General features: G+C 62.9%; 22 protein-coding genes and 1 tRNA gene. 6 read left to right on the forward strand and 17 right to left on the reverse strand.

What is annotated here, in order from left to right:
• Positions 1–43: 43 nt before the first annotated feature.
• The 5 genes from ACFVJ3_RS28885 to ACFVJ3_RS28905 form a co-directional block, all read right to left on the reverse strand.
• The gene (locus tag ACFVJ3_RS28885; RefSeq protein WP_378455318.1) at positions 44–718 is read right to left on the reverse strand and encodes a hypothetical protein; all 675 of its coding nucleotides are present in this window, start codon (positions 716–718) and stop codon (positions 44–46) included.
• Positions 719–871: 153 nt separating this feature from the next.
• Entirely contained in the window at positions 872–1,507 is a 636-nt protein-coding gene (locus ACFVJ3_RS28890) for a DUF2461 domain-containing protein (protein WP_378455319.1), read from the reverse strand.
• 70 nt (positions 1,508–1,577) lie between these two features.
• Positions 1,578–2,558: a ribose-phosphate diphosphokinase gene (locus ACFVJ3_RS28895; protein ID WP_378455320.1), complete on the reverse strand. Its 981-nt coding sequence runs from the start codon at positions 2,556–2,558 to the stop codon at positions 1,578–1,580.
• A complete protein-coding gene (glmU, locus tag ACFVJ3_RS28900) occupies positions 2,555–4,057 on the reverse strand; it encodes a bifunctional UDP-N-acetylglucosamine diphosphorylase/glucosamine-1-phosphate N-acetyltransferase GlmU (protein WP_378455321.1) in 1,503 nt (500 codons plus the stop codon). Before glmU ends, ACFVJ3_RS28895 begins: the two co-directional genes overlap by 4 nt.
• Positions 4,058–4,132: 75 nt before the next feature.
• Positions 4,133–4,203: transfer RNA gene (locus tag ACFVJ3_RS28905), tRNA-Gln, on the reverse strand.
• A gap of 238 nt (positions 4,204–4,441) precedes the next feature.
• Between ACFVJ3_RS28905 and ACFVJ3_RS28910 the strand changes: the two genes are divergently transcribed.
• Together ACFVJ3_RS28910 and ACFVJ3_RS28915 are read left to right on the forward strand one after the other, a co-directional pair.
• The gene (locus tag ACFVJ3_RS28910; RefSeq protein ID WP_378455377.1) at positions 4,442–5,056 is read left to right on the forward strand and encodes a TetR/AcrR family transcriptional regulator; all 615 of its coding nucleotides are present in this window, start codon (positions 4,442–4,444) and stop codon (positions 5,054–5,056) included.
• 114 nt (positions 5,057–5,170) lie between these two features.
• Positions 5,171–5,812 (forward strand): ScbR family autoregulator-binding transcription factor, encoded by a 642-nt coding sequence (locus ACFVJ3_RS28915; protein ID WP_378455322.1) that lies wholly within the window; start codon positions 5,171–5,173, stop codon positions 5,810–5,812.
• 21 nt (positions 5,813–5,833) lie between these two features.
• On the opposite strand, the gene ACFVJ3_RS28920 is transcribed toward ACFVJ3_RS28915, so the two are convergent.
• A complete protein-coding gene (locus ACFVJ3_RS28920; RefSeq protein WP_378455378.1) occupies positions 5,834–7,210 on the reverse strand; it encodes a glutamate-1-semialdehyde 2,1-aminomutase in 1,377 nt (458 codons plus the stop codon).
• Positions 7,211–7,457: 247 nt separating this feature from the next.
• Here ACFVJ3_RS28920 and ACFVJ3_RS28925 point away from each other — a divergent pair, with 247 nt between their 5' ends.
• A complete protein-coding gene (locus ACFVJ3_RS28925) occupies positions 7,458–8,882 on the forward strand; it encodes a polysaccharide pyruvyl transferase family protein (RefSeq protein WP_378455323.1) in 1,425 nt (474 codons plus the stop codon).
• Here ACFVJ3_RS28925 and ACFVJ3_RS28930 read toward each other — a convergent pair.
• Complete coding sequence (locus ACFVJ3_RS28930; protein WP_378455324.1) at positions 8,824–9,522, reverse strand: GNAT family N-acetyltransferase; 699 nt, start codon at positions 9,520–9,522, stop codon at positions 8,824–8,826. The genes ACFVJ3_RS28925 and ACFVJ3_RS28930 overlap by 59 nt on opposite strands.
• A gap of 277 nt (positions 9,523–9,799) precedes the next feature.
• Between ACFVJ3_RS28930 and ACFVJ3_RS28935 the strand changes: the two genes are divergently transcribed.
• Entirely contained in the window at positions 9,800–10,912 is a 1,113-nt protein-coding gene (locus ACFVJ3_RS28935; RefSeq protein WP_378455325.1) for a glycosyltransferase, read from the forward strand.
• A 23-nt stretch (positions 10,913–10,935) separates the two neighbouring features.
• Here the strand turns inward: ACFVJ3_RS28935 and ACFVJ3_RS28940 are convergent, their stop codons facing one another.
• The 8 genes from ACFVJ3_RS28940 to ACFVJ3_RS28975 are packed head-to-tail and all read right to left on the reverse strand — an operon-like array spanning position 10,936 to position 20,540.
• Positions 10,936–11,553, reverse strand: coding sequence for a YdcF family protein (locus ACFVJ3_RS28940; RefSeq protein ID WP_378455326.1), 618 nt, complete (start codon positions 11,551–11,553; stop codon positions 10,936–10,938).
• A 2-nt stretch (positions 11,554–11,555) separates the two neighbouring features.
• A complete protein-coding gene (locus ACFVJ3_RS28945) occupies positions 11,556–12,920 on the reverse strand; it encodes a glycosyl hydrolase family 28-related protein (RefSeq protein ID WP_378455327.1) in 1,365 nt (454 codons plus the stop codon).
• Complete coding sequence (locus tag ACFVJ3_RS28950; protein WP_378455328.1) at positions 12,917–14,311, reverse strand: Wzz/FepE/Etk N-terminal domain-containing protein; 1,395 nt, start codon at positions 14,309–14,311, stop codon at positions 12,917–12,919. The genes ACFVJ3_RS28945 and ACFVJ3_RS28950 overlap by 4 nt, the downstream gene beginning before the upstream one ends.
• A gap of 5 nt (positions 14,312–14,316) precedes the next feature.
• Positions 14,317–15,990 (reverse strand): hypothetical protein, encoded by a 1,674-nt coding sequence (locus ACFVJ3_RS28955; RefSeq protein WP_378455329.1) that lies wholly within the window; start codon positions 15,988–15,990, stop codon positions 14,317–14,319.
• 24 nt (positions 15,991–16,014) lie between these two features.
• Positions 16,015–17,019: a glycosyltransferase gene (locus ACFVJ3_RS28960; protein ID WP_378455330.1), complete on the reverse strand. Its 1,005-nt coding sequence runs from the start codon at positions 17,017–17,019 to the stop codon at positions 16,015–16,017.
• On the reverse strand, positions 17,016–18,305 hold the full coding sequence (locus ACFVJ3_RS28965; protein WP_378455331.1) for a lipopolysaccharide biosynthesis protein: 1,290 nt from the start codon (positions 18,303–18,305) through the stop codon (positions 17,016–17,018). Before ACFVJ3_RS28965 ends, ACFVJ3_RS28960 begins: the two co-directional genes overlap by 4 nt.
• Complete coding sequence (locus ACFVJ3_RS28970) at positions 18,298–19,482, reverse strand: glycosyltransferase family 4 protein (RefSeq protein WP_378455332.1); 1,185 nt, start codon at positions 19,480–19,482, stop codon at positions 18,298–18,300. The genes ACFVJ3_RS28965 and ACFVJ3_RS28970 overlap by 8 nt, the downstream gene beginning before the upstream one ends.
• Entirely contained in the window at positions 19,479–20,540 is a 1,062-nt protein-coding gene (locus ACFVJ3_RS28975; RefSeq protein ID WP_378455379.1) for a glycosyltransferase family 4 protein, read from the reverse strand. Before ACFVJ3_RS28975 ends, ACFVJ3_RS28970 begins: the two co-directional genes overlap by 4 nt.
• Positions 20,541–20,841: 301 nt before the next feature.
• Between ACFVJ3_RS28975 and ACFVJ3_RS28980 the strand changes: the two genes are divergently transcribed.
• A complete protein-coding gene (locus tag ACFVJ3_RS28980; protein ID WP_378455333.1) occupies positions 20,842–21,690 on the forward strand; it encodes a glycosyltransferase family 2 protein in 849 nt (282 codons plus the stop codon).
• Between the two features lie 74 nt (positions 21,691–21,764).
• On the opposite strand, the gene ACFVJ3_RS28985 is transcribed toward ACFVJ3_RS28980, so the two are convergent.
• Both ACFVJ3_RS28985 and ACFVJ3_RS28990 read right to left on the reverse strand, forming a co-directional pair.
• On the reverse strand, positions 21,765–23,213 hold the full coding sequence (locus tag ACFVJ3_RS28985) for a sugar transferase (RefSeq protein WP_378455334.1): 1,449 nt from the start codon (positions 23,211–23,213) through the stop codon (positions 21,765–21,767).
• On the reverse strand, positions 23,210–24,448 hold the full coding sequence (locus ACFVJ3_RS28990) for a transferase (protein WP_378455335.1): 1,239 nt from the start codon (positions 24,446–24,448) through the stop codon (positions 23,210–23,212). The genes ACFVJ3_RS28985 and ACFVJ3_RS28990 overlap by 4 nt, the downstream gene beginning before the upstream one ends.
• A gap of 17 nt (positions 24,449–24,465) precedes the next feature.
• Here ACFVJ3_RS28990 and ACFVJ3_RS28995 point away from each other — a divergent pair, with 17 nt between their 5' ends.
• The gene (locus ACFVJ3_RS28995; protein WP_378455336.1) at positions 24,466–25,065 is read left to right on the forward strand and encodes a dTDP-4-dehydrorhamnose 3,5-epimerase family protein; all 600 of its coding nucleotides are present in this window, start codon (positions 24,466–24,468) and stop codon (positions 25,063–25,065) included.
• The last annotated feature ends 5 nt before the right edge of the window (positions 25,066–25,070 follow it).

Below are 25,070 nucleotides of genomic sequence, written 5' to 3' on the forward strand. Positions count from 1 at the left end.
GAAGGGCGAGAGTATCACCCGGCCGCAGCCCGAAAAGTATGGCCTACTGGCCGGCCGCGATCCGGGCCTTCTCCAGGGCCGCGAGAGTGCGGAGCACCGTGGCGCGCTGCTTCTCGAGGTCGCTGATTCGAGCACGCGCGGCGAGGCCGGCCGGCTCGCCGATGAGGTTCATCTGGGCGTCGATGGCCGAGAGCTGATCGAGCAGGCCCGTGACCCGGGTTTCCAGTGCGGCGACATCGACGGCGTCGGTCCGCACCGGAGCGACCGGCGGCGAGGCGGACGTGCGGGACGTGCTCGGACGGCTCGAAGTGGTCGCGGACGACGTTCCGGAATGCGCGGTGCTGCGCGGCTCCGACACCACGCTCGCTGCTCGGGGGCGCAGTGCCTTGCGGACGGCCGCCGGGTCAGGGAGTTCCGCGAGCTTCATCTCGTTGAGTTCCCGGCGGGCATCGCGGGCGTTGATCCGGTGCTCGCGCTCTTCGTCGTCGTCGGACTGCAATGTGCCGCCGAGCGGACGCAGACCGTACATGCCCAGGAAGCGGCGGGCCTCGTCGATGACCGATTCCTTCTCGCGGCAAGTGCCACAGCGAGGTTCGTTGCGGAACATCTCGACGGCGTTGTCGTCTCCGCACCACACGCACGCCCCCGGCGACCAACGCCGGACGTTTCGAATTGCAGCGATATCGATAGGGCCGGAGAGAGTCTGCGCGTCGATCACGACGAGCCACAGTAGGGGAATTCGGGCGTGCGAGTCACATCGCCGTAAGTACGACCTGCGGTTCTGCGGCCCAGCGTGACGAAGATCATGCCGAGGCGCTCGAAGTGCTGCGCAAACGCTGTGTGCCACACATCATTTCCCGACCGGTAAGTTTCATTCTCCGGCGCCGATGACAGTGGTCAGCCAGTCGACGAGCGGTCGCATCGAACGCCACGCGGTGCGCACTTCGTCAGCGGCACGGGGAGTTTCGATCCAGTCGGGGGAGAGGTAGCTCCGGCTGGCAGTGAGCGACTTGTGACGCATCAGGTCGAGTCGCGGGTGGTCCTCCGCGACACCGCGGGGACGGGTCTTGAGTGTGTCGCCGCCGATCTCGAATCCCGACGACCGGACCTTCTTCACGAGCCGGACGAGTTCGCGGCCCCTGCGGTCGTCGTCGACGGCGTCACGGAAACGCCCGACCTGGAGCGGGGTATGCGAGTAGAAGCCGCCCGCGACGAACAACCCGGCGGCATCGATCTGCACGTAGAAGCCCACCCCGGGGCGGGTTTCGACGAATCCGCCCTGATGGGTCTTATAGGGCGTCTTGTCCTTCGAGAACCGGACGTCGCGGTAGGGGCGAAACACCTTGCCCGCGCCGAACTCCGATTCGAGTTCCGCGAGCAGGGCGGTCATGGGTACGCGCACGGACTCGTCGTAGACGGATTTGTGCGCGGTCCAGAAGCTCTTGCTGTTGTCTGCCTCGAGGTCCTCGTAGAAGTCGAGAGCAGCGGTGGGGATCCCGGTGAACACAGGGACAGGCTACGCCTGTGCGCCTTTCTGGTAGCTGGAGCAACCAGAAAGGCGCACGGGTGCGGAGCGCCTAGGCGTTGCCGTTGAACAGCGACGTGACCGAGCCGTTCTCGAAAACTTCCTTGATGGTGCGAGCCAGCAGCGGTGCAATGGACAGGACCGTGAGGGTCGGGAACTTCTTCGACTCTTCGATCGGGAGCGTGTTGGTGACGATGACTTCCTTGGCACCACACGCGGCGAGGCGCTCGGCCGCCGGATCGGACAGGACACCGTGGGTGGCGGCGATGATGACGTCGCCCGCGCCGGCCTCCTTGAGGATCTTCACGGCGCCGGCGATGGTTCCACCGGTGTCGATCATGTCGTCGATCAGGATGCAGGTGTGGCCTTCGACGTCACCGACGACGCGGTTGGACTTCACCTGGTTGGGCACCAGCGGGTCGCGCGTCTTGTGGATGAACGCCAGCGGCGCGCCACCGAGGGTGTCAGCCCACTTCTCGGCGACCCGGACACGACCGGAGTCGGGGGAGACGACGGCGATGTTCTCGGTGCCGTAGTTGCCGCGGATGTATTCGGCGAGCTGACCCTGGGCGTGCATGTGGTCGACGGGGCCGTCGAAGAAGCCCTGGATCTGGTCGGTGTGGAGGTCGACCGTGATGATGCGGTCGGCGCCGGCCGTCTTGAGGAGGTCGGCGATCAGGCGAGCCGAGATGGGCTCACGGCCGCGGTGCTTCTTGTCCTGGCGTGCGTACGGGTAGAACGGCAGGACCGCGGTGATGCGCTTGGCCGATCCGCGCTTGAGCGCGTCGATCATGATCAGCTGTTCCATCACCCACGTGTTCAGCGGGGCCGGGTGGCTCTGCAGCACGAAGGCGTCGGAGCCGCGGACCGACTCCTCGAAACGGACGAAGATCTCGCCGTTCGCGAAGTCACGGGCAGTCTGCGGGGTGACCCGCACGTCGAGTTCCTTCGCTACCTGTTCGGCCAGCTCCGGATGCGCGCGACCAGAAAAAAGCATGAGGTTCTTCTGGTTGTCGATCCAATTCGCGGTCACTGCTCTATGCCATCCTTTAAATCTTGCTTCTCGGTTTCGTGCAGATCTGAACTGTGGTGCAGTCCCGCGGCGGACGCCGCCTCGGCGGCGGCGGTGCCGGGCCGATTTCGTTGCACCCAGCCGTCAATATTGCGCTGCTTCCCGCCGGAGACCGCGAGTGCCCCCGGTGGTACGTCGAAACGCAGCACCGTGCCGGCGCCGGTGTAAGCACCGTCACCGACCTGTACCGGAGCGACGAACATGGTGTCCGATCCGGTCCGGACGTGCGACCCCACCACCGTACGGCTCTTGGCGACGCCGTCGTAATTGACGAACACGCTCGACGCACCGATGTTGCTGTACTCGCCGATGGTGGCGTCGCCCACGTAGGTCAGGTGAGGAACTTTGGAGTGCGCCCCGATGTCGGCGTTCTTCGTCTCGACGAATGCGCCGAGCTTGCCGGACGCACCGAGGACGGTGCCGGGACGCAGATAGGAGAACGGGCCGACGGTGGCGCCTGCGCCGATCGTCGAGTCCGAGCCATGGGTACGCACCACGCTGGCGCCTTCGCCGACCGACACGTCGGTGAGCGTGGTGTCGGGACCGATCACGGCGTCCTCGCCCACGGCGGTGGTGCCGAGCAGTTGCACTCCCGGATGGATGGTGACGTCGCGAGCGAGAGTGACGCCGACGTCGATCCAGGTGGTCGACGGATCGACGACGGTGACCCCGGCCCGCATCCAGTTCTCGACGGTGCGGCGGTTGAGTTCGGTGGCCAGCCTCGACAGCTGGACGCGATCGTTGGCGCCTGCGACCTTCGCGGAGTCGGACAGGTGGGCGGCGAAGACGGGTGCACCGGCCTCGCGTGCGATCTTGACGACGTCGGTCAGGTAGAGCTCGCCCTGCGCGTTGTTCGCGTTGAGCTGCCCGAGCGCGGAGCGCAGGAACTCGGCGTCGAATGCGTACACACCTGCGTTGACCTCGGTGATGGCCGCCTGCTCTTCGGTGGCGTCGGCCTCTTCCACGATCTCGGCGATTTCACCGTCGTGGGGCAGTCTGACGATCCGCCCGTAGCCCGTGGGCTCCGGAGCGGTGAACGTCAGCACCGTGACCGCCGCGGGCGTGGGTTCGCTGCGATGCTCATCGACGAGAGCGTGCAGAGTGCGGCCGTCGAGCAGCGGGACGTCCGCGGCTGTGACCAGCACGGTCCCGCGGAAATCGGCGGGCAGAGCGGACAGGCCGCATTCGACAGCGTGCCCGGTGCCGTTCTGCTCGTCCTGGACGGCGATCGCGATCGGGCGGCCCAGTTGGGTCTCGAGCGCGCTGACAGCGGCGCCGACGCGTTCCTTGTCGTGACCGACGACGGTGACGAGGTGCGTCGGATCGACCTCCGCGGCGGCGTACAGGGAATGCGCCAGCATCGTGCGTCCGCCCAGGGCGTGCAACACCTTGGGGGTCTTCGACCGCATCCGAGTTCCCGCGCCGGCGGCGAGGACGACCACGGCGGTCTGCACTGGCATGAAGCTCCCTCTGGGTCGTTCTGCTCTTGCTGTTCTCGACAGCCCCACCTGCGGGAATCGCTCCGCAGGCTTCTGCTCCGCCGCCAGGACTCGAACCTGAACTATCTGAACCAAAATCAGAGGTGCTGCCATTACACTACGGCGGATTGCCACACACACGGGGTGTCACGCCCGTTTGCGCGAGAGAATCCTCGCATGCCGACCCGCCGCCCGTCGAACCGCTGCGGAAATTTGTCTCGGTCGTCCCGATAGAGTGGGTGCTACCTGCAGTGTTTCTGCGCTGCCCGCGACACTTCGTCGTCGCGAGTGTCAGGAAAGGATGGTGCTCCGGTGCCCCGAGCCACGGACGTGGACGCGACCCCCGAGAGGGTGGTCCGCACCCGGATGACCGGTACGCAACGCCGGGAGCAGTTGATCGAGATCGGTCGTGCCCTGTTCGCCGAGCGAGGCTACGAGGCGACGTCGATCGAGGAGATCGCACAGCGGGCGCACGTCTCCAAGCCTGTCGTCTACGAACACTTCGGAGGCAAGGAGGGCCTCTATGCCGTGGTCGTGGATCGGGAGATGTCGAGGTTGCTGGAGATGGTGACGTCCTCGTTGAAGCAGAACCGCTCCCGGATCCGGGTCGAGCGGGTGGCACTGGCGCTGCTGACCTATGTGGAGGAGCACACCGACGGATTCCGCATCCTCGTCCGCGACTCTCCGGTGGCGGCACCGGACGGAACGTACTCGAGTCTTCTCAACGAGGCCATCGGTCAGGTCGGGCACATCCTCGCCGGCGACTTCTCGCGGCGCGGTTTCAATCCTGATCTGGCGTTGCTGTACGCGCAGGCGCTGGTCGGAATGGTGTCCACCACCGCGACATGGTGGCTGGACGAGCGGACGCCGCCGAAGGAGGTCGTCGCCGCGCATCTGGTCAACCTGTGCTGGAACGGATTGACCAATCTCGAGGCGGATCCGCAGCTGGGCACCGATCGGCCCCGCACGACGCCTCGGTGAACGCGTTCTCGTTTTCGGACTCGCGGTTCAACTTCCCTAGGGCTGCGCCTGTCAAGTGCTAGGGTTCGCTGGAGTTTGCGCGCCCCGTCGGGGGGGTTGTTCGGGAGGCAGTCGATGGCTAGACAGGTTCGAGCAGAGGTAACTCGGGCTTCGGTCCTCATGGCGGCGGCCGACGTGTTCTTGCGGCTCGGCTACGCGAACGCGGGTCTCAACGAGATCATCGAGCAGTCCGGTGTGACCAAAGGCGCGTTGTATTTCCACTTCAGTTCCAAGGAAGACCTGGCCCGCGGTGTCATCGACGAGGGGCAGATCCGGCTCACGGCCGGAATGACGTCCGTCAGTGACGGGCCGACGCCGGCGATGGAAGCGCTCGTCGCCCTGTCCTATGTGGCGATCGAGGCGGCGAGTTCCGATCCGATCGTCGCGGCGATGTTGCGACTGCAGCACGAGATCGGCGACTACCAGGGGACGCACGGCAACGTGGTGGCCTCGTGGCAGCAGGGTTTCGAACGACTCGTCGCACGTGCGGTCGAGGAGGGTGACGTCGTCGCGGAAGACGACGTCTCGACGGGAACTCTGTCCACGTTCCTGCTCGGGTCGCTGCTGGGGGCCCATGTGGTCGCGACCGCGACCGGCGCCTTCGAGGACCTTCCGCGTCGGATGGAACGGGTCTGGTACTTCATTCTTCCCGGACTGGTCGAGCCGTCGAAGCTCGTCTATTTCCGCCAGTTCGCATCGCGGCGCCTGCTGCGCTGAGCCGTCCCTGCGGCTGCACGATCAGTCCGATGTATCGATCCGGCGGGGTGCCGCATAGCGGCGCAGGGCGGGGGCGACAGGGCGCCCGCGGAGGAATCCGGCCACGCCGCCGGATTCAATTGCCCTACGGTAGATTTCGAGAGCGCGATGGATCACTTCCAGAGTGAGATCGACGTCAGCCGAGCAGTGTGCGGCAGACGTGACAAACGATTGGCACAGAACGCCACCGGACAAGAGTTCTTGCAGGAAGAGCGTCCGGAATTCCTGCGATGGCTGACGGTCCAGGTCGCGCGTGACGAAAATCAGGCATGAGGGCCGGCCGATCACCTGGACGTAGTCCGCAATCCCCATATCTGCAGCGGCTGCGCCGACTCCCTCAGCGATGCGCCTACCGGACTGCTCCATGCGCGAAATCGGATCCTCGGTCGCGTAGGCGTGTACGACTGCGCGGAAAGCCGCGAGCGCTCCGCATTCGGGACCGTGGGTGGTGGATAGGAGGAATACCCGGTCGTGGTCCGTGTTCAGGCCGCCGAACTCCATGTACTCGCGTTTACCCGCGAGGGCTGAAATCGGGAAGCCGTTACCCATCGCCTTACCCCAGCACGACAAGTCGGGTGTGACCGCGTATTCCGTTTGTGCGCCGCCCTGCGACCACCGGAATCCCGTGATCATCTCATCGAAGATGAGAAGGGCTCCGCGCTCGTCGCAGAGCGACCGAACTGCGTCGAGGTATCCGGGTGTCGGCTCAGCTGTAGCGGTGGCTGCCTCCATGACGACGCAGGCCACCCGGTGTGGATCCTCGTCGAACACCGAGACAAGTGAATCGAGATCATTGAATCGGAAGCCGCGTGTCTTTGCGGCGACATCGGAGGGAACGCCGTTGTTCATTGCGGTTGTGCCGATGAACCAGTCGTCCACGGAGAAGAACGGTTGATCGCAGACCGCCACCAGCTCTCGTCCCGTAACTGCCCGCGCGAGGCGGACCGCCGCAGTGGTGGCGTCGGACCCGTTCTTGGCAAACTTCACCATGTCTGCGCCGGGAACGATTCGGAGAAAGTCCTCGGCCGCGTGCAATTCGAGTTCAGTTGGACGGCTGAAGTTCGTACCGCGGGAGATGGCCGCACACACGGCGTCGACAACGGGGGGGTATCCGTGGCCCAGTGTCACGGACCGGAGTCCCATACCGTATTCGACGAAGCTGTTCCCATCCACATCCCATACGCGGGCGCCCTTCCCACGAACAAGTACCGGCGCCATGAAGTCCGGGTACTGGTCGGGACCGCGCGCATAGGTGTGCGCGCCGCCCGGTACAAGTTTGTTCAGCCGTGCCTGCAGCTCGTTCGAGCGAGAAAAGGAGCGACCGACGGCGTTGTCCGTGAGGGGCATGGCGACCTCCATGGCTCGGAGATGCATCGCGACGTAATTGTGTCACCCAGTAGGTCGATTGTTGTGCTGAACGGGGGAAAGGGGTCAACCAAATGCTGGACGTGGTCTCGAAGTAGCGGGCGCGGACCGTGGTGTTGAGGAAAGGGTTGCGGTATCGTCAAATCGACCTCTACCTGCCCCTTCGGTCAGGGCTGACATGGTGCTACATGCTCGGGGGGCGGTGACCTCCTCGCGCGAATGAGTGGCCGAAGGGGCCGATATGGAGAATCGCGAATCCCGCGCGACGCCGGTCGGCGGATCCAACATCCGTGTCCTCCTGGAAAACGGCGAATACTGGCTGAACAACAAAGGTGACCTGGCGATTCTCAACGTCACAGTGCGCAGGATTACAGAGCGATGGCCCAACGCCAAAATCGGTGTCCTCACCGACAGATCGTCACTGTTGAAAGCCTATGAGCCGAACGCGGAGCCGATTCGGTATCAGCGAGGCGGCGATTGGCCGAGAAGGCGTGGTTGGGGTGGACTGGCTGGCCGTTTCGGCCCCGAGGCGGCGGGGCCGTTCCTCAGGGGATGGGAAGCCGCGGCGGCCGCACCCGCGTCTGTCGTGCGGCGGGCACGTCGCGTCGTCCTTCGCAGGGGCGAGGGTGAAGGTGCAAACAATGAGTCCGACGCGAGGACAACGAATTCGGAACGGTTGCTGCTGAGTCGTGACGGTGGACGGCTGCCGAATGCCATCGACGGCGCATCTTTGGTGCTCGCGATCGGTGGTGGGTACCTTACCGATATCGACCGGTTCCAGACAGAGCGCACACTCGATTTACTCGAGTACGCAACGAATCATCGAATTCCTACCGCGATGGTCGGGCAGGGGATTGGCCCGATTCACGATCCCGGGGTGCTGGAACACGCCGCCCGCGTGCTTCCCCGGGTCGATTTCATCGCGCTGCGCGAAGGACTGCGGGGCCCAGAACTCTTGCATTCCCTCGGTGTTCCGCCCGAACGCGTCGCGGTTACCGGGGACGACGCGGTAGAACTCGGCTATTCGACTCGGCGCGGGGACCTCGGCACGGACATCGGCGTCTGTCTCAGAGTCGCGGAATACTCTCCGGTCGGAGCCGAGGTGCAGGACGTGTTGGGTCGCGCCGTTCGGGACGTGGCCGCCGAATCCGGTGCCGGACTGGTGCCGCTGATCGTGTCCGAGTACGACTCCGAAGACCGTCGCTCGACGATGCCACTCCTTACCGGGTTCCCCGACGTGGTACCGCCGCTAGGTCGTTTCGCCAGCGCGCAATCACTCTCGCGGCGGATCGGCCGATGCCGGATAATCGTCACAGGTGCCTACCACGTAGCAGTCTTCGCCCTGTCTCAAGGAATCCCTGTCGTCGGGCTGTCGACCTCGCGGTATTACGACGACAAGTTCGAGGGCCTGGCCGCGATGTTCGACGCCGGAGTCGAGTTGATAAGGCTGGACGGGGAAGAGGTCGACGACCGACTTCGCCGTGCGATGCGCAGCACATGGTTGCGCGCTCCGGAGCTGAGGGTTGGTTTGCTGGGTCGGGCGGTGAGTCAGATCGAAGCGAGCAGAGCCGCGTTCGACCGGGCTGCACAGCTTGTCAAAAGTGACGTCACGGCGCGGTCGAATTCGAATCCCGGGCCGACTTGGCCGCCCACATCGTCGAAGTAATTGCCCACAGGTCGTGATCTTTGCGGCGGCCGCCGACGTCAAGGTAGCTGGCCATCGTGCCCTCTCTCTGCATCCCGGCCTGTTGCACGAGCCGGGTGGCCTGCCGGTTGTCGACGCACACGGGAGCGGTGACGCGGCGCAATCCGAGTATGTCGAACACATACTCCGCGAGGAGGTTCGCAGCTGCGAGCGCGAGGCCCTGTCCGGTGAGCGAAGAATCGATCCATACGCCGACCTCTGCGCTCTTTGCTCCGCAATCGATGTGCTCAACGTTGAACTGACCGGCGAATCGGCCTTCAACCTCGATTACCAGCGGTAGTGCGCGGCCTGCGCGGGCCTCCCTACGCATGTGGAGAAATTCGTCTACCCAGGCGCCTTCGGTGTGGCGTTGCACCCAGGGTTTCGGGGACGACACCCAGAACGGCTCGATCAAGTGCTGATCCCGCAACCGTAGGGTTTGCCAAGCCGAGGCATCCGAAAGCCTGGGCGAGCGAAGAGCAACGCTTTGCTCGGCCGACATCACAGGGCCAAGCCGGATTCCAGCGCTGGGTACACCGTGGGATCCGATTCGATGCCTGAGGGGCCTCGTATAAAGCTTGCCGGCCGCGACGAGAACCACCAATGATCGTGGAGGCTTCATGCTTTCACCTCTGGCCAGCAAGCCTGACTGAAGCAGTCGATCTGCCACGCCAGACGACGACGGTGGAGAGCTTGGAGTAAGCCTACCCGAACCGAGGTCCCGAAAACATGGGGGAAGGCAGATGATTCAAACCTGGATAAAGGTGCTGCTACCTGCATGAATGCGACTTTCTGCTGACGTCTTGCTGGTATTGTCGGCGGTGTTGGTCGACGGGCAGATCCGAGTGGAAGGTGTGTACCGTGATTCCCTCCGCAGGCATCGTCCAACGGGATGCTCGATGACCCCTCCCCGCGTCGCGCTCGTCCATGAGCGATTCACCGAAGTCGCCGGTTCGGAGCATGTTGTCGAACAGTTGTCGGCACAATGGCCGGATGCGCGCGTTCTTGTTCCGATCGCGCGTCCGGAAGGGATTCCGTCGGGACTGCGGACGGCGCCGGAGACTACTTGGCTCAATCAGTTGTACCGACTCGGTGGCGAACGCTCCTATGCGCCGTTGCTGCCGTTGATGCCGAATGCCTTCCGGCGAATGGATATCGGAGATGCTGCCGCAGTGATCATCAGTCATCACGCATTTGCGACCCAGGCCGTGTTCTCGACTTCCGCCGCCACAATCGCGTATGTGCACAGCCCGGCGCGCTGGGCGTGGGACGCATCGCTCCGTGAGGGTGAGGCAGGCGGGAGAGCCGGCGCTGCGGCACTGGCGATGCTCGCGTCGACAGCTCGACGTGCCGAGCTCGCTGCGGCTCCGCTGTTGACTAAACTAGTCGCGAATTCGACTACCGTCGCGCAGCGCATCAGGAAGTGGTGGGGCCGCGATGCGGTCGTGGTTCATCCGCCCGTCGACACCGATGCCTTCACGCCCGACCCCGGTACCCGCAGGGAGGACTTCTTCTTGGTCGCAGGGCGTCTTGTGCCTTACAAGAGGCCCGATTTGGCAATTCTCGCCGCGAATGCCGCGGGGGTCCCCCTCGTGGTTACGGGGGACGGCCGCAGCCTCGAGTATTGCCGCAGTATAGCGGGGCCCAAGGTTGTCTTCCTTGGGCACGTGTCGCATGCGCAGCTGTTGAATCTGCTGCGCCGGACTCGTGCGCTGCTCATGCCTGGCGTAGAGGATTTCGGCATAGTCCCGGTGGAAGCCATGGCCTGCGGAACGCCGGTGATTGCCCTCGGCAGAGGTGGTGCACTCGACAGCGTGGTGCCACACGTGACGGGCCAATTCGTCACCGGCGATGTCGACGAAGAGATAGTGGCTGGTTTCGTGACCTCGATACGCGCGTTCGACGGCTCAGCCTATGATGAGGCCGCAATACGCCAACACGCCGAGCTGTTCTCTCGAAGCATCTTTCGGCGCAGAATGCAGGCGGTCGTCGATGGCGTGCTGGCGTCGTGACTGAGTGCCTGGCGATTGGTATCTCAGCACCCTCGCTCGGTGAAGGCGTTCAGGTACCCGGCGGATTGACGGATGTACATTCCGGCCCAGAAGAGTAGCCCGGACGGGCTCGGGCTTGCGACCATGGTCAGTTCGCCGTCGAAGCACTTTTCGACGATGTACCTCGCCCGCGAAATGTGGGGCGTGAAGGTCACGACGATGATGTGATGCCACCCTTGCTGGGTGGCGCGGCGCCCTATCTCCTGTGCTTCCCCTCTGGTGGTCCACGGATCGGGCTCGAAGCAACTCACCACGAAGTCGGAGTGGCCTTGGCAGTATTTGTCCATCGTCCTGTCGCCACGCCCGACGGAGTTCGAGATGACGAGTTGAGGTGCGTATCCGCGCTCGGCCAATTCGACGCCGACGTCGAATCGCTCGTACGGAGTTCCGCCGAGAACCACAATTGCGTCTGCCCTTCTCAGCGGGTCGATCTGCGGGCGCACATAGACAGGCCATCCTGCCGCCGTAATTGCGGCGACAGCTGAGAGGAGGATGACGAGCATCCACAGTGCACGCTTGAACAAGGCCGGTGCCATTGGAGAATGCGCACATTCAGGGCGTCGGCCCGAGCGTGGTTCGGGGTCGCGAGGCGAGCGGCGCATGCCTAGCCCGTCGGTCGGCGCCTGCCGAGCGGTGAGGTCTTCACGCTGCCATCGGTCGAGACCGTGAGTCTCCAGTAGTTGTCGGCCGAATCCTTGAGTACGACTCCGCCGTCCGCTCGGTCGACGAGCCACTCCCCGGTCGGCAGGACTGCGGAAAGTACTGCACCATCCGGGGATTGCGCCTGCAGGAGGTCGGCGCTACCTACGCCTGCTCGCATTATCACTGTTCCCACGAAGGTAATTCCACTGACCTGTCCGCGACCAGTCACGCTCCACCCTTCAGGAAACGATTTCGGATCGATGTCGGAAGTTGTGCTGGAGAGCAGATTGACAGCGGTGCCATCCGGACACCCCTCGGAATCGACGCGGACTTCGATTGCCGGCCTCTGGGTATCCGAATCGAACTGGACGTTGGCAAGGTAGGGCTGGCGGCAATACACCAGGTCCATACACACCGAGCGTGCTGCGACCTTGCAGTTGACCAGGCCGAATTGTGCGGGCCCACCACGATCGCGATTCCCGATCGACAGGGCGATGTCGGCGCCCTCGAACCATACATTTGTCAACCACCAATCGTTTGCCGCTCCGTCGATCAACACGTGCTTGTCCGTAGTGTTCGGATCGGTGTCGGATACGAACTCGACGTTGACCATTGACAGCCCGGCACTATGATCATTTCCCGTCCCAAGGACTCCGACGTAATTGCTCGTGAACTTCGAGGAGGTGACGTAGTTCTGAATGCATCTGGTCGTGAGCCCGATTCCGAAGTTGTTGACATCGCAATTGATGAAAGCAGTGCCACCCGTGTTCTGGTCGAGTATGACCCCTCGCTGCTGTGCGAACTCGGGATAGTTGTTACTGACGTGTCCGCCGCGGAGTACGACGGAATCGAACGAGCATCTGAAGCATTCGGACAGGGACACGGCCGCGCCGGTTGCGCCGGTCACGTAGATTCCCAGGCGCTTGAAACTCACCCGATGCTTTCCTCGAAGTGCGATCAGTGGTCCGTCCCCGGCGTAACCGATGGTTGTGACGTCGCTGCCGTCCCCAATGACAGCGGCGTAGTCGGGCAGTTCGGGCCATGCGGTGACGCGGTATGCACCGGCGGGCAGGTAGAGAACTAGGGGCCCGTCGCCGACCGCACAAGCGGTGGCGATCGCCGTTGTGTCGTCGGCCTTGCCGTCGCCGACAGCCCCGAAATCCCGGACGTTGCGCGCGGAGGGGACATCGGAGACGTGTGGCGAGGTGAACTCGACAGTCGGTTTTTCGGCCGATGACGAACACGCGGCAGCCGCCAGCGGTAGTGCTGCAGCGACACCCAGTGAACGAGCCAGCAACCGCCGCCGATTCAGGACATCGTCGGTCACCGGTCCGCCTCGAGTGTGTCTGCCGTTGCATCGAGGACGATCGCGGGTTCCTCCTTCTGCGGTTCCGTGTCGGTACTCCGTGTTCGGATTGGTCCGCTGTTCGGCCGGCGGAAGATCTTGCGAAGCCAGTTGGCGTGCTTCTTCGATATTGCTACGGCTCCGAGCAGCCGGGATCCACCTTGATCGAACGTCGCCAGTGCGCCGAGTACCTGCGGCGACGTGGATCTCCCCATTTCGACGACAGCGACTGTGCCGTCGCAGCGCCCGGAGAGCGTAAGTGCGTCGGCGGCAGATCCGACCGGGGCGGCGTCGATGACGACGTAGTCGAAGTCGCTACGGAGTGCGGATACGATCTGAGTGAGGCGCTCGGATGCGAGCAGATCACTTGTTTGATCGTCGACAGATCCGAGGGCCAGCACGCTGATCCCGGTGTCAGCGCAAGTAGACAACTCCTCGACGGGGGACGAAGTCGTGCGCAGGAGGTCTGCGAGGCCCGAGTCGGACACGGGAAGATGGTTGGAAATGCCACTTCCCGTTGTATCCGCATCGATCAACACGACCCGCCGACCGCTGTCGGCGAATGACTTCGCGAGCATGACCGAGACATCCGGTTGTGAACGTGCCGACAAACTTGTGAGCATCACTGTCATCCCACTGTCGCCACCACCCGCCTGGATCAATCGAGTGCGCAGTCGCCGAGCCTCCCCGATGGCACCGGGTTCCCCGACATCGAGAATGGCGAGAACGGGGACCGGCAGAATTTCACCGAGTTCATGCGATGTCCGGATCGTGCGGTCCATGCGGTCCTTCACGAGCGCCGCCAAACAGCCGAGCGCCAATCCGGCGAGAAGGCCGATACCGAGCAGCCGCCGCGAGTTGGGTCCATTGATCGCGGTGGGATCTGTGGCCGGATCGACGACCGAAACCCTCGCAGCAGGAGCCGCGTCGGTCTGGATGGTCTCCAATTCGTCTATCAGCCTTCGGAACTGAGCTACCACGGCGTCGGTCAACATGACGGCACCCTCGGCGGTCGAATCGGTGACCGTGACGTCCAGCAGCGCGGTGGCCGGGGGGAATGAGGCCGTGATCTTGCCCTGCAGCTCGCCGGCAGACATCGGCAACCCGAGTTGGTCGACGACGCGTTGAGCGACGTTGGAACTCGCGGCGAGGTTTACATATGACGTCACTCGCTGCTGGGCGGCAAGACCACCCTGGTAAACGTCGTTCACCGACGTTCCGGTTGCCATAGTCACATACAGTCGGCTGGTCGATTGATATGTGGTCGGTTGCATGGAGCTGTAGCCGGCAGCGCCCGCCACACAGAGAAGCGTTATCGCCGAGATGAGTATCCAGCGGCGGCGAGCTATGTGCCAATAGTCGATCAATCGCATGTCCTTCAACCTTTCGACCGCGCCGCGCCGACGAGTGTGTGTGGCGGTTCCTGCGGTTTCTGTTTCGAAGACGCTTCAGTGCGTCTTCGGTGCTCTCCGACGAGCAGGTAGACAATCCAGACCAGAATGGCCACCTGAAGTGACTTCCCGAGGAGATCCATGCTGCCCAGAATTCCCCGCTCGAAGAAGACGGGACCTGCGCGCGTTCTCGGTGGCCCGACCGTGAACGGCGAGGTGATCGCCGACTGCGCGGGCAGGCCGATCGGCGAGATCGACGGACCACTCCAACCTTTCGACCGCGCCGCGCCGACGAGTGTGTGTGGCGGTTCCTGCGGTTTCTGTTTCGAAGACGCTTCAGTGCGTCTTCGGTATTCTCCGACGAGCAGGTAGACAATCCAGACCAGAATGGCCACCTGAAGTGACTTTCCGAGGAGTTCCATGCTGCCCAGAATTCCTCGCTCGAAGAAGACGGGTACCTCGATCAGCATGAGACCCATCGAGATCGGGATGATGTGCCATGAATGCAACGCACGCACTCCGGCCAACACCAACGCGAAAGTGAAGATAACGCCGACGGCGACCCCGGGATACCCGCCGAGCACGAAACCCTCGTTGATGTTTCCCTCGGCCAGTGAGACGGACACCCTCGTCATGTCGACAGACGACCCACGGACTTCGATTGCCCACGCGGTCCCGGACTGGAACTTCGCGGTCCCGAGCAACTGTTCCGGCACCATGCTGATGAGCGCATGGTGTGCGACGTCCGACAGGGTGAGCCAAGGCCGTCCGCCCAGGTAGTAGCTGTCCGTCGCAGCCTCGAGAAGATCGAATCTGCGCAAGATGCTGAGGAAGGGCTGCATGGCTGCGGGATAGTTCGCATCGAGCACCTCGGACTGCGCTCGCGCGAGAGCGGATGCCTTGATGGCCTGCAGCCAGCCGAACGCTGCTATTCCCAGAACCGAGATCGCCGCGATCGCGGCGACCTTGCCCCTGGACCATCCGGTGAGCGCGAAACGGACTGCAATCGCGAGCGCGGCGCCCATGATCGGTGTCTTCGATTCGATTGCGACAGTCCACATCAACTCCATGACAGTGAGCGCACCGATAACCGCAACAGTCACCCTGGGATTGGCCGGCCGGTAGAAGACGATCAGCCCGAGGGCGCCGATCACCGCCATCAGCGTCACGAAGCTGAGTATCGGGTTCGGGCTCTGCGTTTGTCCGGCCGAGGCGGTGGAACCTGTTGTATACGACACGACTCGCCCGAGTACACCGATCGCGTAAATGGTCCAGAGTGTAGGAATCAGATTCGCGTCGCCGGCGGAACGGACTGAAACGCGTGCGTCACGGTCACGTCCTGGACGATGCCGGATCCAGACCGCATACGCCACAACGATGATCGCATACACCCACAGCCCGAACACGACGGGTCGCAGGACCATCGCGATCCCGTGGTCGTATCCGATCGTGGCCAGTCGCGGATCGGCGATGCTGTCGCCGAACCGTGGTTGCGGCCGCACCAGTAGAAGGACGATCGGCCGCGCGACGTAGGACAGGCTCCAGTAGGCCGCCTGCGCGATGAGGAAGACGCGTGCGATTCCGTGAACGTATGCAGCGGCGACGACGATCGTCGCCAGTGCTCCTATGACGAGCAATATCTGGAACTCGGGGTTGTTCATAGTTCGCGTTCCGATTCTCGATTGTCAGCCGATTTCATCGACGATCTCTCGGGCACGATCCACATACCGGTGTCTACCCTCCACGATCCGCCGGAAACCCGATTCGGCAATTCTCTCCGCCTGGCCGGGACTGTTCACGCACCATTCCACGATCTCGTTCAACTCGTTCTCGTTCGAAAACAAGAGACATTCCGTGCCCTCCTCGAGGAGTTCCGCATGTTCGCTTGTCCTTTCACCCACGAAGAGTCCGCCGGAGGCGGGCACTTCGAAACTTCTGCAGGTGTGCGTGTCCCGGTTGTCGGAGTTGAGCAGAACGAGGTTCGCCGTCACGGACGCGATCTCCGAGGCGAAATGCTCTCCGTACACCGGACCTGCGACGTCGGCGTGGGTGATCTGCAACTCGGGCACTCGGCGCCAGCCAGGCCCTCGAACGAGCATCTTCCCGCCGTACTTTCGTGCCAACGAGATCAAGCGATCGCGACGATCGGGACGGCAGGCTCCGATGAAGCCGACGATGTATTGCCGGGAGTCGCGCCGCGCCGAGAGGTGGTGCCACGCAGGGTCGTATGCGCTGAGAACGAACTTGACGGCGCGCGCGCCACGTTCGAGTAACTCAGGAACGTTGTGGCGCTTGGTCGTGACGACGAGGTCCCATTGGTTCTCGAGTTCCAGGTAGCCGGGTGACGTGTTGTAGGGGTTCGAGGTGTCGTCGGGGCTGTAGTGAACATGGAACTGGGCCGGGACGCCGAGGAGGCGTCGTTGGTCAAGGAAGACGGCCTTGAATCCGAACACCATGTCGGGTCTGAATTCGGCAGCGATGGCATCGATGCGCGAATGAACGGCTTCGATGCTCCAGGACGCACGCCGGTGAGTAGCCTTCGCATATATCCACGGAGGTGACAGCCGCGTAGGAAGTGACACGGACGTCGAGTCGACAACGACGACGTCGTGTCCCGCCTGCCGGAAGCCGTTGGCGAGCGATCGAGCGTTGCTTCCGACCCAGTCGTCGCCGACATACAGGATCTTCATAGCCGATTCTCCTTGTGAACCAGCGCGACCTCTGTGACGGTGCCGTCGGCATTGCGTTCTTTCCGTTCGCGACCGGCGAGTTGCCGCATCCGGACGACGTACCACAGCGCCACGGAGAACTCGCAGCACAATGTGCCGTAAACGAGGGCCCACACCGATTGGGTCAGTGCAGCAACGAACAACGCAGCGGCTGCGACGCCGGTTCCGACGGTTGCACCGATCAAGACGCCGCTCGTGTCCTGCTTGACGGGTAAGACCGCCGTGGTGACAAATGACGTCAAGGCGGTCGCGGGAAGTATGAGCACCTCGACTCGCAGGAGCGGAATCGCCTCGGAAAAATCGCTTCCGAAGATGAGGTTGATCAGAGTCGGCGCCGCAATCCATACCGCGACAGTCGCAACTCCGGCAGCGCAAAGACATACGATCAGGGCCTGGGTTGCGCGTCGCCAGAACTGGTCGTCGTTGCTGTGGCGGGCCATGCGTGGCAGTAGGGCGAATCCTATTGGGTCGAGCAAGGACTGTATGGCTCGCACCAGCCGATCTCCGGCAGAATACAGGCCGATGGACACCGCATCGAGCACCGAGGAGTACACCGCGGCAGCGCCCTGCCCGTAGCTTGCCACGAGCAAACGTGAGGTGAGGACGGGTGCTCCCATTCGGAGGATGGTCATCACTTTGTGAGGACGACATGGGCGGCCGAACTTCTTGAAAGAGTCCCTCCATGTCAGTGCGACGGTCAGTGTGGACGACACGAGTAAGCAGAGGAGGGCGACAGAGGGATGGGGTAGGCGTGGGAGCAACGACATCAGGAGCACGAGATATGCGACTCGGCCGATGCCCTGATACGCCATCGACGCTCCGAATCGACCTTGCCCTATGAGAACCCAATCTTCGGAGATGGACCAGAAGCCACCGGCGAACAACCCGAGCAGGATCATGTGAACATGGACATCGACGCCGAGGACGAGGCTGGCGAGCAATGTGGCACCTATGGTCCCGAGGATGGCCGCTCGGATCACGAGATAGTTTCCGCGGAGCTGATTGATATCTGCGCTGTGGACCATAGCGGCGAGAAACTGGGTGATTCCGAGATCGACGAGCAGGGATCCGATGAAGTAGGAGGACATTCCGATCGCGAGAAGCCCCAGTCCTTCGGTTCCGAGAACTCGCGCGATCAACGGAAGCGTTACTACCGTGATCACATACTGGCCGTACTTCCCGAAGCTTACGAAAGCGATGTCACGCACGACAGTGACGATGTGGTTTTCTTTGCGATCGTCATGCATGTGCTGCTCGCTTACGTTTCGGCGTGGCAGTCACGGTGTCGAGAAATGATGCTATGTCGCGAGCGGACTCGGCTATGTCGAAATGAGCTGCACGCCGGCGACCCGCTGCCGAGAGGCGTCGACGAAGCTCGCGGTCTCCGATCAGTGTGTTCAGCGCCGTTGTCAGTTGCTCCTGATCACCGCCGTCGACGAGTAGCCCGTTGATCCCGGACTCGACGATCTCGGTTGGGCCGCCGGGGCCCGAGGCGATCACCGCGCAGCCCGCGTTCATCCCCTCAACCACGACCTGACCGAACGGTTCCGGGATGACGGAGCAGTGCACCAGAATGTCGGCCTGCCGCATGTAGGCGTCGGGGTGATCGACGTGTCCCGTAAAGATGACTGGAAGGTCGAGTTCACATGCGAGGCGCTCCAGGCTTTCACGAAAAGCTTCCTCGTCGAAGAATGTCCCTCCGACGAGGTAGACGCACTCAGGTCGAACAGTCGTATCGGCCAGCGCGCGCAGGAATACGTCCTGCCCTTTCCAAGGCGTCAAGCGTCCGACGGCGACGACAACAGTCTCGGATGGGCGACGTTGGCCTACGTGATCGGCGAGACTGCGCGGTTGGATTCCAGGGTAGGCGACGAGCGTTGCCCTGTGCCAGGTGATCAGTGTACTCAACGTCGATCTGCTATTGGCGATGTAACCTCGGCTGAACACCCAGCCGAGTCCGCGAACGACGCTCGAGAGGAGCCCTCCGAAGTACTCGGCGGATATCCTGTCGTGCACCTGCCAGACGAGTGGGATCCTTGTGCGTCGCGCAGCGACAGCGCCGATGACCAGTGCCTTGGTGCTTTCTGCGACAAGAACTGTCGCCCCTGTCGCCCTCGCGGTTGCACCGGCCGACCATCCGATCTTGGCGAGTCCGATGAATCCCACGATCAGTCGGCGCAGGCTCCTGCTTCGGACAGTCATGGCACGACTATCGAAAGTGCTTGGCAAAACGATGGTTTCCACACCTGCCTCGCGCATGCGATCGACAATCGGCCCGCCCTGCGCACAGACCACCGCGACATCGATTCCCCGACTCCTGGAGTCACCTGGCCTATTGTCGCGCAGAGCGATTGCCAATCGAAGTGTTGCCAACTCTGCACCAGAGGGTGCGGCTGTGTGTGTGATGAAGAGGGCCTTCGTCATGAGACCAGTTCCTCGTACATCGAGATGTGCTGCTGCGAGGCGGCGTCCCAGGAGAACGTTTCGGCGTGAGCACGGCACTGCTCGGGCCCGGGAACTTGTCCGTCCAGAGCACGGACGATCCGGTCTCCGAGCAAATCGGCGTCGCCGGTGGGAACGATCAAGGAAGGGTCGAGTTCCTGCACGGAGTCCGGTAATCCGCCGCACTCGGTCACGATCGGGGCGCGCCCGGCGGCCAGGGATTCGAGCGCGATAAGCCCGAACCCTTCCAGTGCGACGGATGGGACGATGGTCAGCGCTGCCTGTCCGTACAACTGAGCCAGTCGTCCGTCGGTGGCGTTGCCCTCGAACGTGATCGAGTCCCGGTAGCCAGCCTCGGCAGCTTGGACCCGGAGGGCCGATTCTTCGGTACCAGTACCGACTATCACGAGTCGGGCGTCGGGATGAGCAGCGATGACTGCTCGCCATGACCGGAGCAGAACATGGATACCCATCCTCCTCTCGAGGCGTCGAACACAGAGGATGGTGCATGACGCCGAGGGAGAGTCCGATGGGCGAAAGCGGTCGAGATCGACACCAGGAGGAATAACCCTGATCTTGCCTTCTGGAACCTGGTAGCTGTCGACGAGCAGATTTCGGAAGTGCTTGGACAGTACGACGAAGCGATCTGCGCCGGCGTAGCGGAGCCGTTCGATCCAGTACTTCGACCGCGCAACCATCTCACTGGCCCCCACCATGCGACTTTCGGCTGCCCAGGGCCCGTGAAAGTGCACAACCAGGGGATGTTTGCCATGCGCGCCGATCGCCGAGCGTCCATAGAGGCAGAAATGGCGGTCGATGACCGCGTCCGGCGGTAGAGCGCTGGTGTCGCGGAAGGCCGTGTATGCGCGGCTCAACGTCGATGCACCGACCGGGCCCCACGAACGCCCGCCCCGCTCGGGCTTACCGAACGCTGCAGCGGAAACGTCGACGCCCGGGAGTTGATTCAGTGTGGAAAACAAGTCGGTGAAGTATCGGTTCAATCCGCCAGGTCCCGACGTGAACCACTCCGCCCCCGTCATATGGAGTCGAAGAGACCGAGTGTTGTCGAGTTGTGGACTACTCACCGTAAAGTTCATGTCGCGCCGGCTGTCGTTGCTATTGCGCTGTCACGCCGGCCCATTCGGTACCGGACAATTAAACTCTACATTGCTGCACACGGACGCGCGATGTCGTTGCGAGACTTTCGCAATGCCCGTTCACGTCGATGTCTCGAGCCGTGCGGCGTGATAGAATTTGAGGCAGTCCTGTCGCCAGGAAGCATTGGTGCACAAAGAGGATCATGATCGTCGCTCGCGTCGAGGGTTTGGTGGGAGAATAGCGATGGCTGCTGCCACGGTTTCCGTCTGCGTTCCGGCATATAACGCCGCCAACACTCTCGAAGAGACGTTGCGATCGATCCTCGACCAGGATGTCGAAATCGATCTGGTCGTTCTCGACAATTCGAGCGAGGACGCCACTCAATCGATCGCGCACTCGTTCAGTGACTCACGGGTGCGAGTCTTTCGCAACGACGTCGTTCTGCCGATCGGCGCCAACTGGAACAGGGTAGTGGGATTCTCGACCGGGCGACTGGTGAAAGTCGTCTGTGCAGATGATGTCCTGATGCCGGGATCGCTCGAGATGCAGATGCGTGTAATGGCTGATCCTGCAATAACTCTCAGCTCCGCGAAGTTCGACGTGATCGACGAGGACGGGGTGCTGCGGGAGTCACGACTGGGGATTCCCGGCTTGGAGGGACTTCATGCTCCGCGCACTCTGATGAGGACAATTGTCCGACGAGGGCCGGCCGACTTCGGGCCAACGGCGGCCGCGATGTTCAGGCGAGAGCATTTCGATCGTGTGGGGGGATTTCGCGGTGATCTCGTTTTCCCCATGGACGTGGATCTGTTCGCGCGAGTGACAGCCTTCGGGATGTTCTTCGGTATGCCCGAGCGCGTGGCTGCGTGGCGGGACTCCACGTTCAACATGTGCAGTCAAACATCGACAGTCAGCAAGTTGTCGGACATGCTTCGCTTCCATCACCGAATTGCTCGTGATTACCCCGAGTTCATCTGTCGCGCAGATGTTCTCGCGGGTGACGTGCGACTGATGAGGGCGGCGGTCGAGCGGCTCACCGTGCGATCCCGCACCGTTCTGTCGCGAAGGACCCGGTTGCAAGTCGACTGCTGAGTCGGCCGTGGGTGCCGACTATCCGGCGGAATTGCGTATCCGGCGGAATTGCGCCACCGCACATCTGTAGCTGATTACTTTCCTCCGAGTCTGACTACCGCCACTACCGTCAGTAGTAGCACCTTGACATCGAACCACATGCTCCAATTCTCGATGTAGTAGTTGTCGAAGCGGGTGCGATTTCCGATCGACGTGTCGCCGCGTAGACCGTTGACCGCGGCCCATCCCGTTATTCCCGTCGGCACGCGATGGCGCGCTTCATAGTTCGGAACCGTGGTCCGGAACTTGTCGACGAAGTGGGGGCGTTCAGGCCTCGGGCCGACGAGTGTCATGTCTCCCCGAATGACATTCCACAGCTGAGGCAATTCGTCGAGCGAAGTCGCCCGTAGGATCCGACCGAGGCGCCCGATCCTGGCGTCATGTGCAATGCACCAGTGAGTAGCGGATTCGTGGTCGCTTGCTGGGTTCATCGTTCGGAACTTGAGAAGTTCGTATACCCGGTCGTCCAAGCCGACTCGCTTCTGTCTGAACAAAACCGGTGCTGATCGGTCCGAAAGATACACCGCGACAGCGATCGCAAGGAGAGTCGGGGCCAACGCTACAAGCATTGCCGCGCTGAGGACTCGGTCCATCCATAACTTCACCCGCCACAGGAACGATCGGTGTGCCGCTCGGCGAAACTTCTTCAATGGGACGGCACCGATACGTTCCATGTCGCTGGTGACCGCAGTCATCTCCCACAGTCGGGGAACAACGAAGATCTCGCAGTCGATGCGGTCGCATTCACGCAACGCGTGGATGACCGCGCCATCGACGGCGTGGGGAAAGGCGAGTACCGCTGTGTCGATGTGGTGAGTCGTGAGGTACTCGCACAGGTTACCTCGCAGCGGGGTGATCGGTACGTTCCCATTGTGCGCGGTCTCGGCGTGTAAGGAGTCGTCGAGAAGTCCGATCAACTGCAGTCCACACGAGGGCTCCGCGACAATGCTGTCCGCCAGTATCTTCGCGACCGGACCTCCGCCGATGATCACCGTTCGACGACCGCCGAGGAGCTTCCGTCTGAAGAAACGTTCGACCGCATAGGTAACGTTGCGGGACAGTACGACGGCCACGAGGGTCACTGCTGCCAGCTTCACCGTGCCCACCAATGTGCCGTTCGGGGTCAAGATCACCGCGGTACCCATTGCCGCCAGCGTGCTCGCGAGTGCAAGTCGGGGCAGGGTGTCGAGTAGCGAGAGCGTCAGGTGGGGTCGGTACGCACCTGTGAGCGCCAGGATCGCGACGATTATCGCTGCGGACTCCGCGGGGCGATCGATCCGTGTCACTGAACACACGACCGACAGCACGATGAAGTCCACAGCGAGCGGGAGCAGGTAGGTCCGTGCACGCTTTCTCGACAGGGGCCGGCTGGGAGCCTGCAGTGAATCCGGAACGATGTCTGCGGAGTGGCGGACCGCGCGTGTCAGGGGAGGTCGTGGATACAAGGGTCCGATTCGCAATATCCGACGGGTGCTGGTGGTCATGGCTGTACTTCATCTCGGTTGCTGGCGGCTGAACGCGAATCGAGCCGGCCGTCTCGGGTTGTCGGCGTGTCCGCGTAGGTCTCACGGTGTCTCGACGCCACGCGTTCCCGACTCCGCGTGCGGATGAGCGCTGGAGCGGGAACGCATCGCGTCTCAGATGGAAGGACCCATCGTCCGGAGAGTTCCGGATAGCGCTGCGATACTTCGGGAAGCAAATCCGGCAGCGTGAGCACAACCTTGTCCGGCTGAGCGCGAAGTAGTCGCTCAGGCGAGATGATCGGTACATCGGTGCCGGGCATTCGCCGCCCTTGTTTGGCGGTGGATGCATCGGCGACGGCCGCGACAAGGCGCCGGTCGACGCCCGCGTGGGCGAACAGTGGTACGGCCCGAGATGCGGCGCCGTAGGCAAACACTCGACAATGCCGCCGTGCCATCGCTGTCAGCCAGTCGCGGAAGGCGGTCGCATCCGTGTCCGCGGCGAGTTGTAAGGATTGCACAGTGACAGGGTTCGTGACTCCGGTCATGTGCTCATCGGCAAGTATGCGATGGACACGGGGTGTCGGTGGTGCGCACGGCGAACGGCGCGCGGCCGCCAGGACCGTGCCGCCATAAAGGTCGAATACCCATGCCTGTGTGAGGTGAAGTCCTGCGTCGGCCAGCAACCGGCGGAGTGAGGTCAAGGAATAGTATGCGAAGTGGCCGTGCCGTAGTGCCGTCCACTGCTGATGCTTCACAATCGCAGTAAGGGAATGAAATTGGATGAGCACGATGCCGTCGGCGTCGAGTGCCGCTGCTCGCCCGGCGAAGGCCGCCCGCTGGTCAGGTTCGTGCATGATCCCGAAGCAATCGATCACCACAGAGGCCGTGTGCCGGTCCGTCGCGACACGGAACCCCCGCGCGGTGAGCAGCGGCAACCATGTTCCGCCGTGTGGACTGCCGAACTCGGTGACCGTGTCGCCCGGGAGGTACCCGGCATCGGCGACGGCACGAACAGCTGTGCATGCTTGCTTTCTCAAAGCCTCTGGTTCGACGCCACGTGGCTCCTCCGGCACCGTGTCGTCGTCGACGAGCTGAGCCAGACCGCACTCTCGACACAACGCCATTGTCAGGCGATGCGCCGATTCGGCCGGGGTGACCGGACTACCGGCCGGAGGGAAGAAGTCGGCCGCGGGCATCGAACCGAGATCGAGTACTCGATCGAACACGGCGACACCACAGCCCCGACAGGCCATCATGTCGGAACCTCGGTGCGATGGAATCGGTGACCGACCCGGCCCTTGTGCGCAAGAATTGCAGCGTGCACATTGAAACCACCGAATTGACGGACGTCCGGGTATTCCGGCCCCTGCCCTATCGCGACGACAGAGGTCTCTTCACTCGCACGTTCGAAGCCGGCCAGTTCGATGAACATGTGGGAGCGACCGGAATCCTGGCCGCCGACTTCCTGCAGGATTCGCAGTCCCGGTCGTGGCGCGGCGTGGTACGGGGCATGCACGGACGCGCGAATCCCGGTGAGGCGAAACTGGTCCGGTGTGCTCATGGCGCAATTTACGATGTCCTGGTCGATATTCGCAGGGCGTCGCCGACGTTCGGTGAGAAGCAGGCATTCAGGCTTGATGATGTGGACTTCGCACATCTCTATGTTCCGCCGGGGTTCCTGCACGGATTCCAGGCACTCACGGAGGTCGCGGATGTGTGCTATCGAATCAATCTCGAGCACGATCCGACGGCTGACATCGCGGTCGCCCACGACGACCCGTCCCTCGCGATATCGTGGCCGCTTCCGGTATCGCTGATCAGTGAACGTGACGCCACGGCGGGGAGTTGGACGGCGTTGCTCGAACGGTTGTGATCGTT

It is taken from the genome of Rhodococcus sp. NPDC127593, assembly GCF_042671975.1.
Taxonomy (GTDB): domain Bacteria; phylum Actinomycetota; class Actinomycetes; order Mycobacteriales; family Mycobacteriaceae; genus Rhodococcus_F.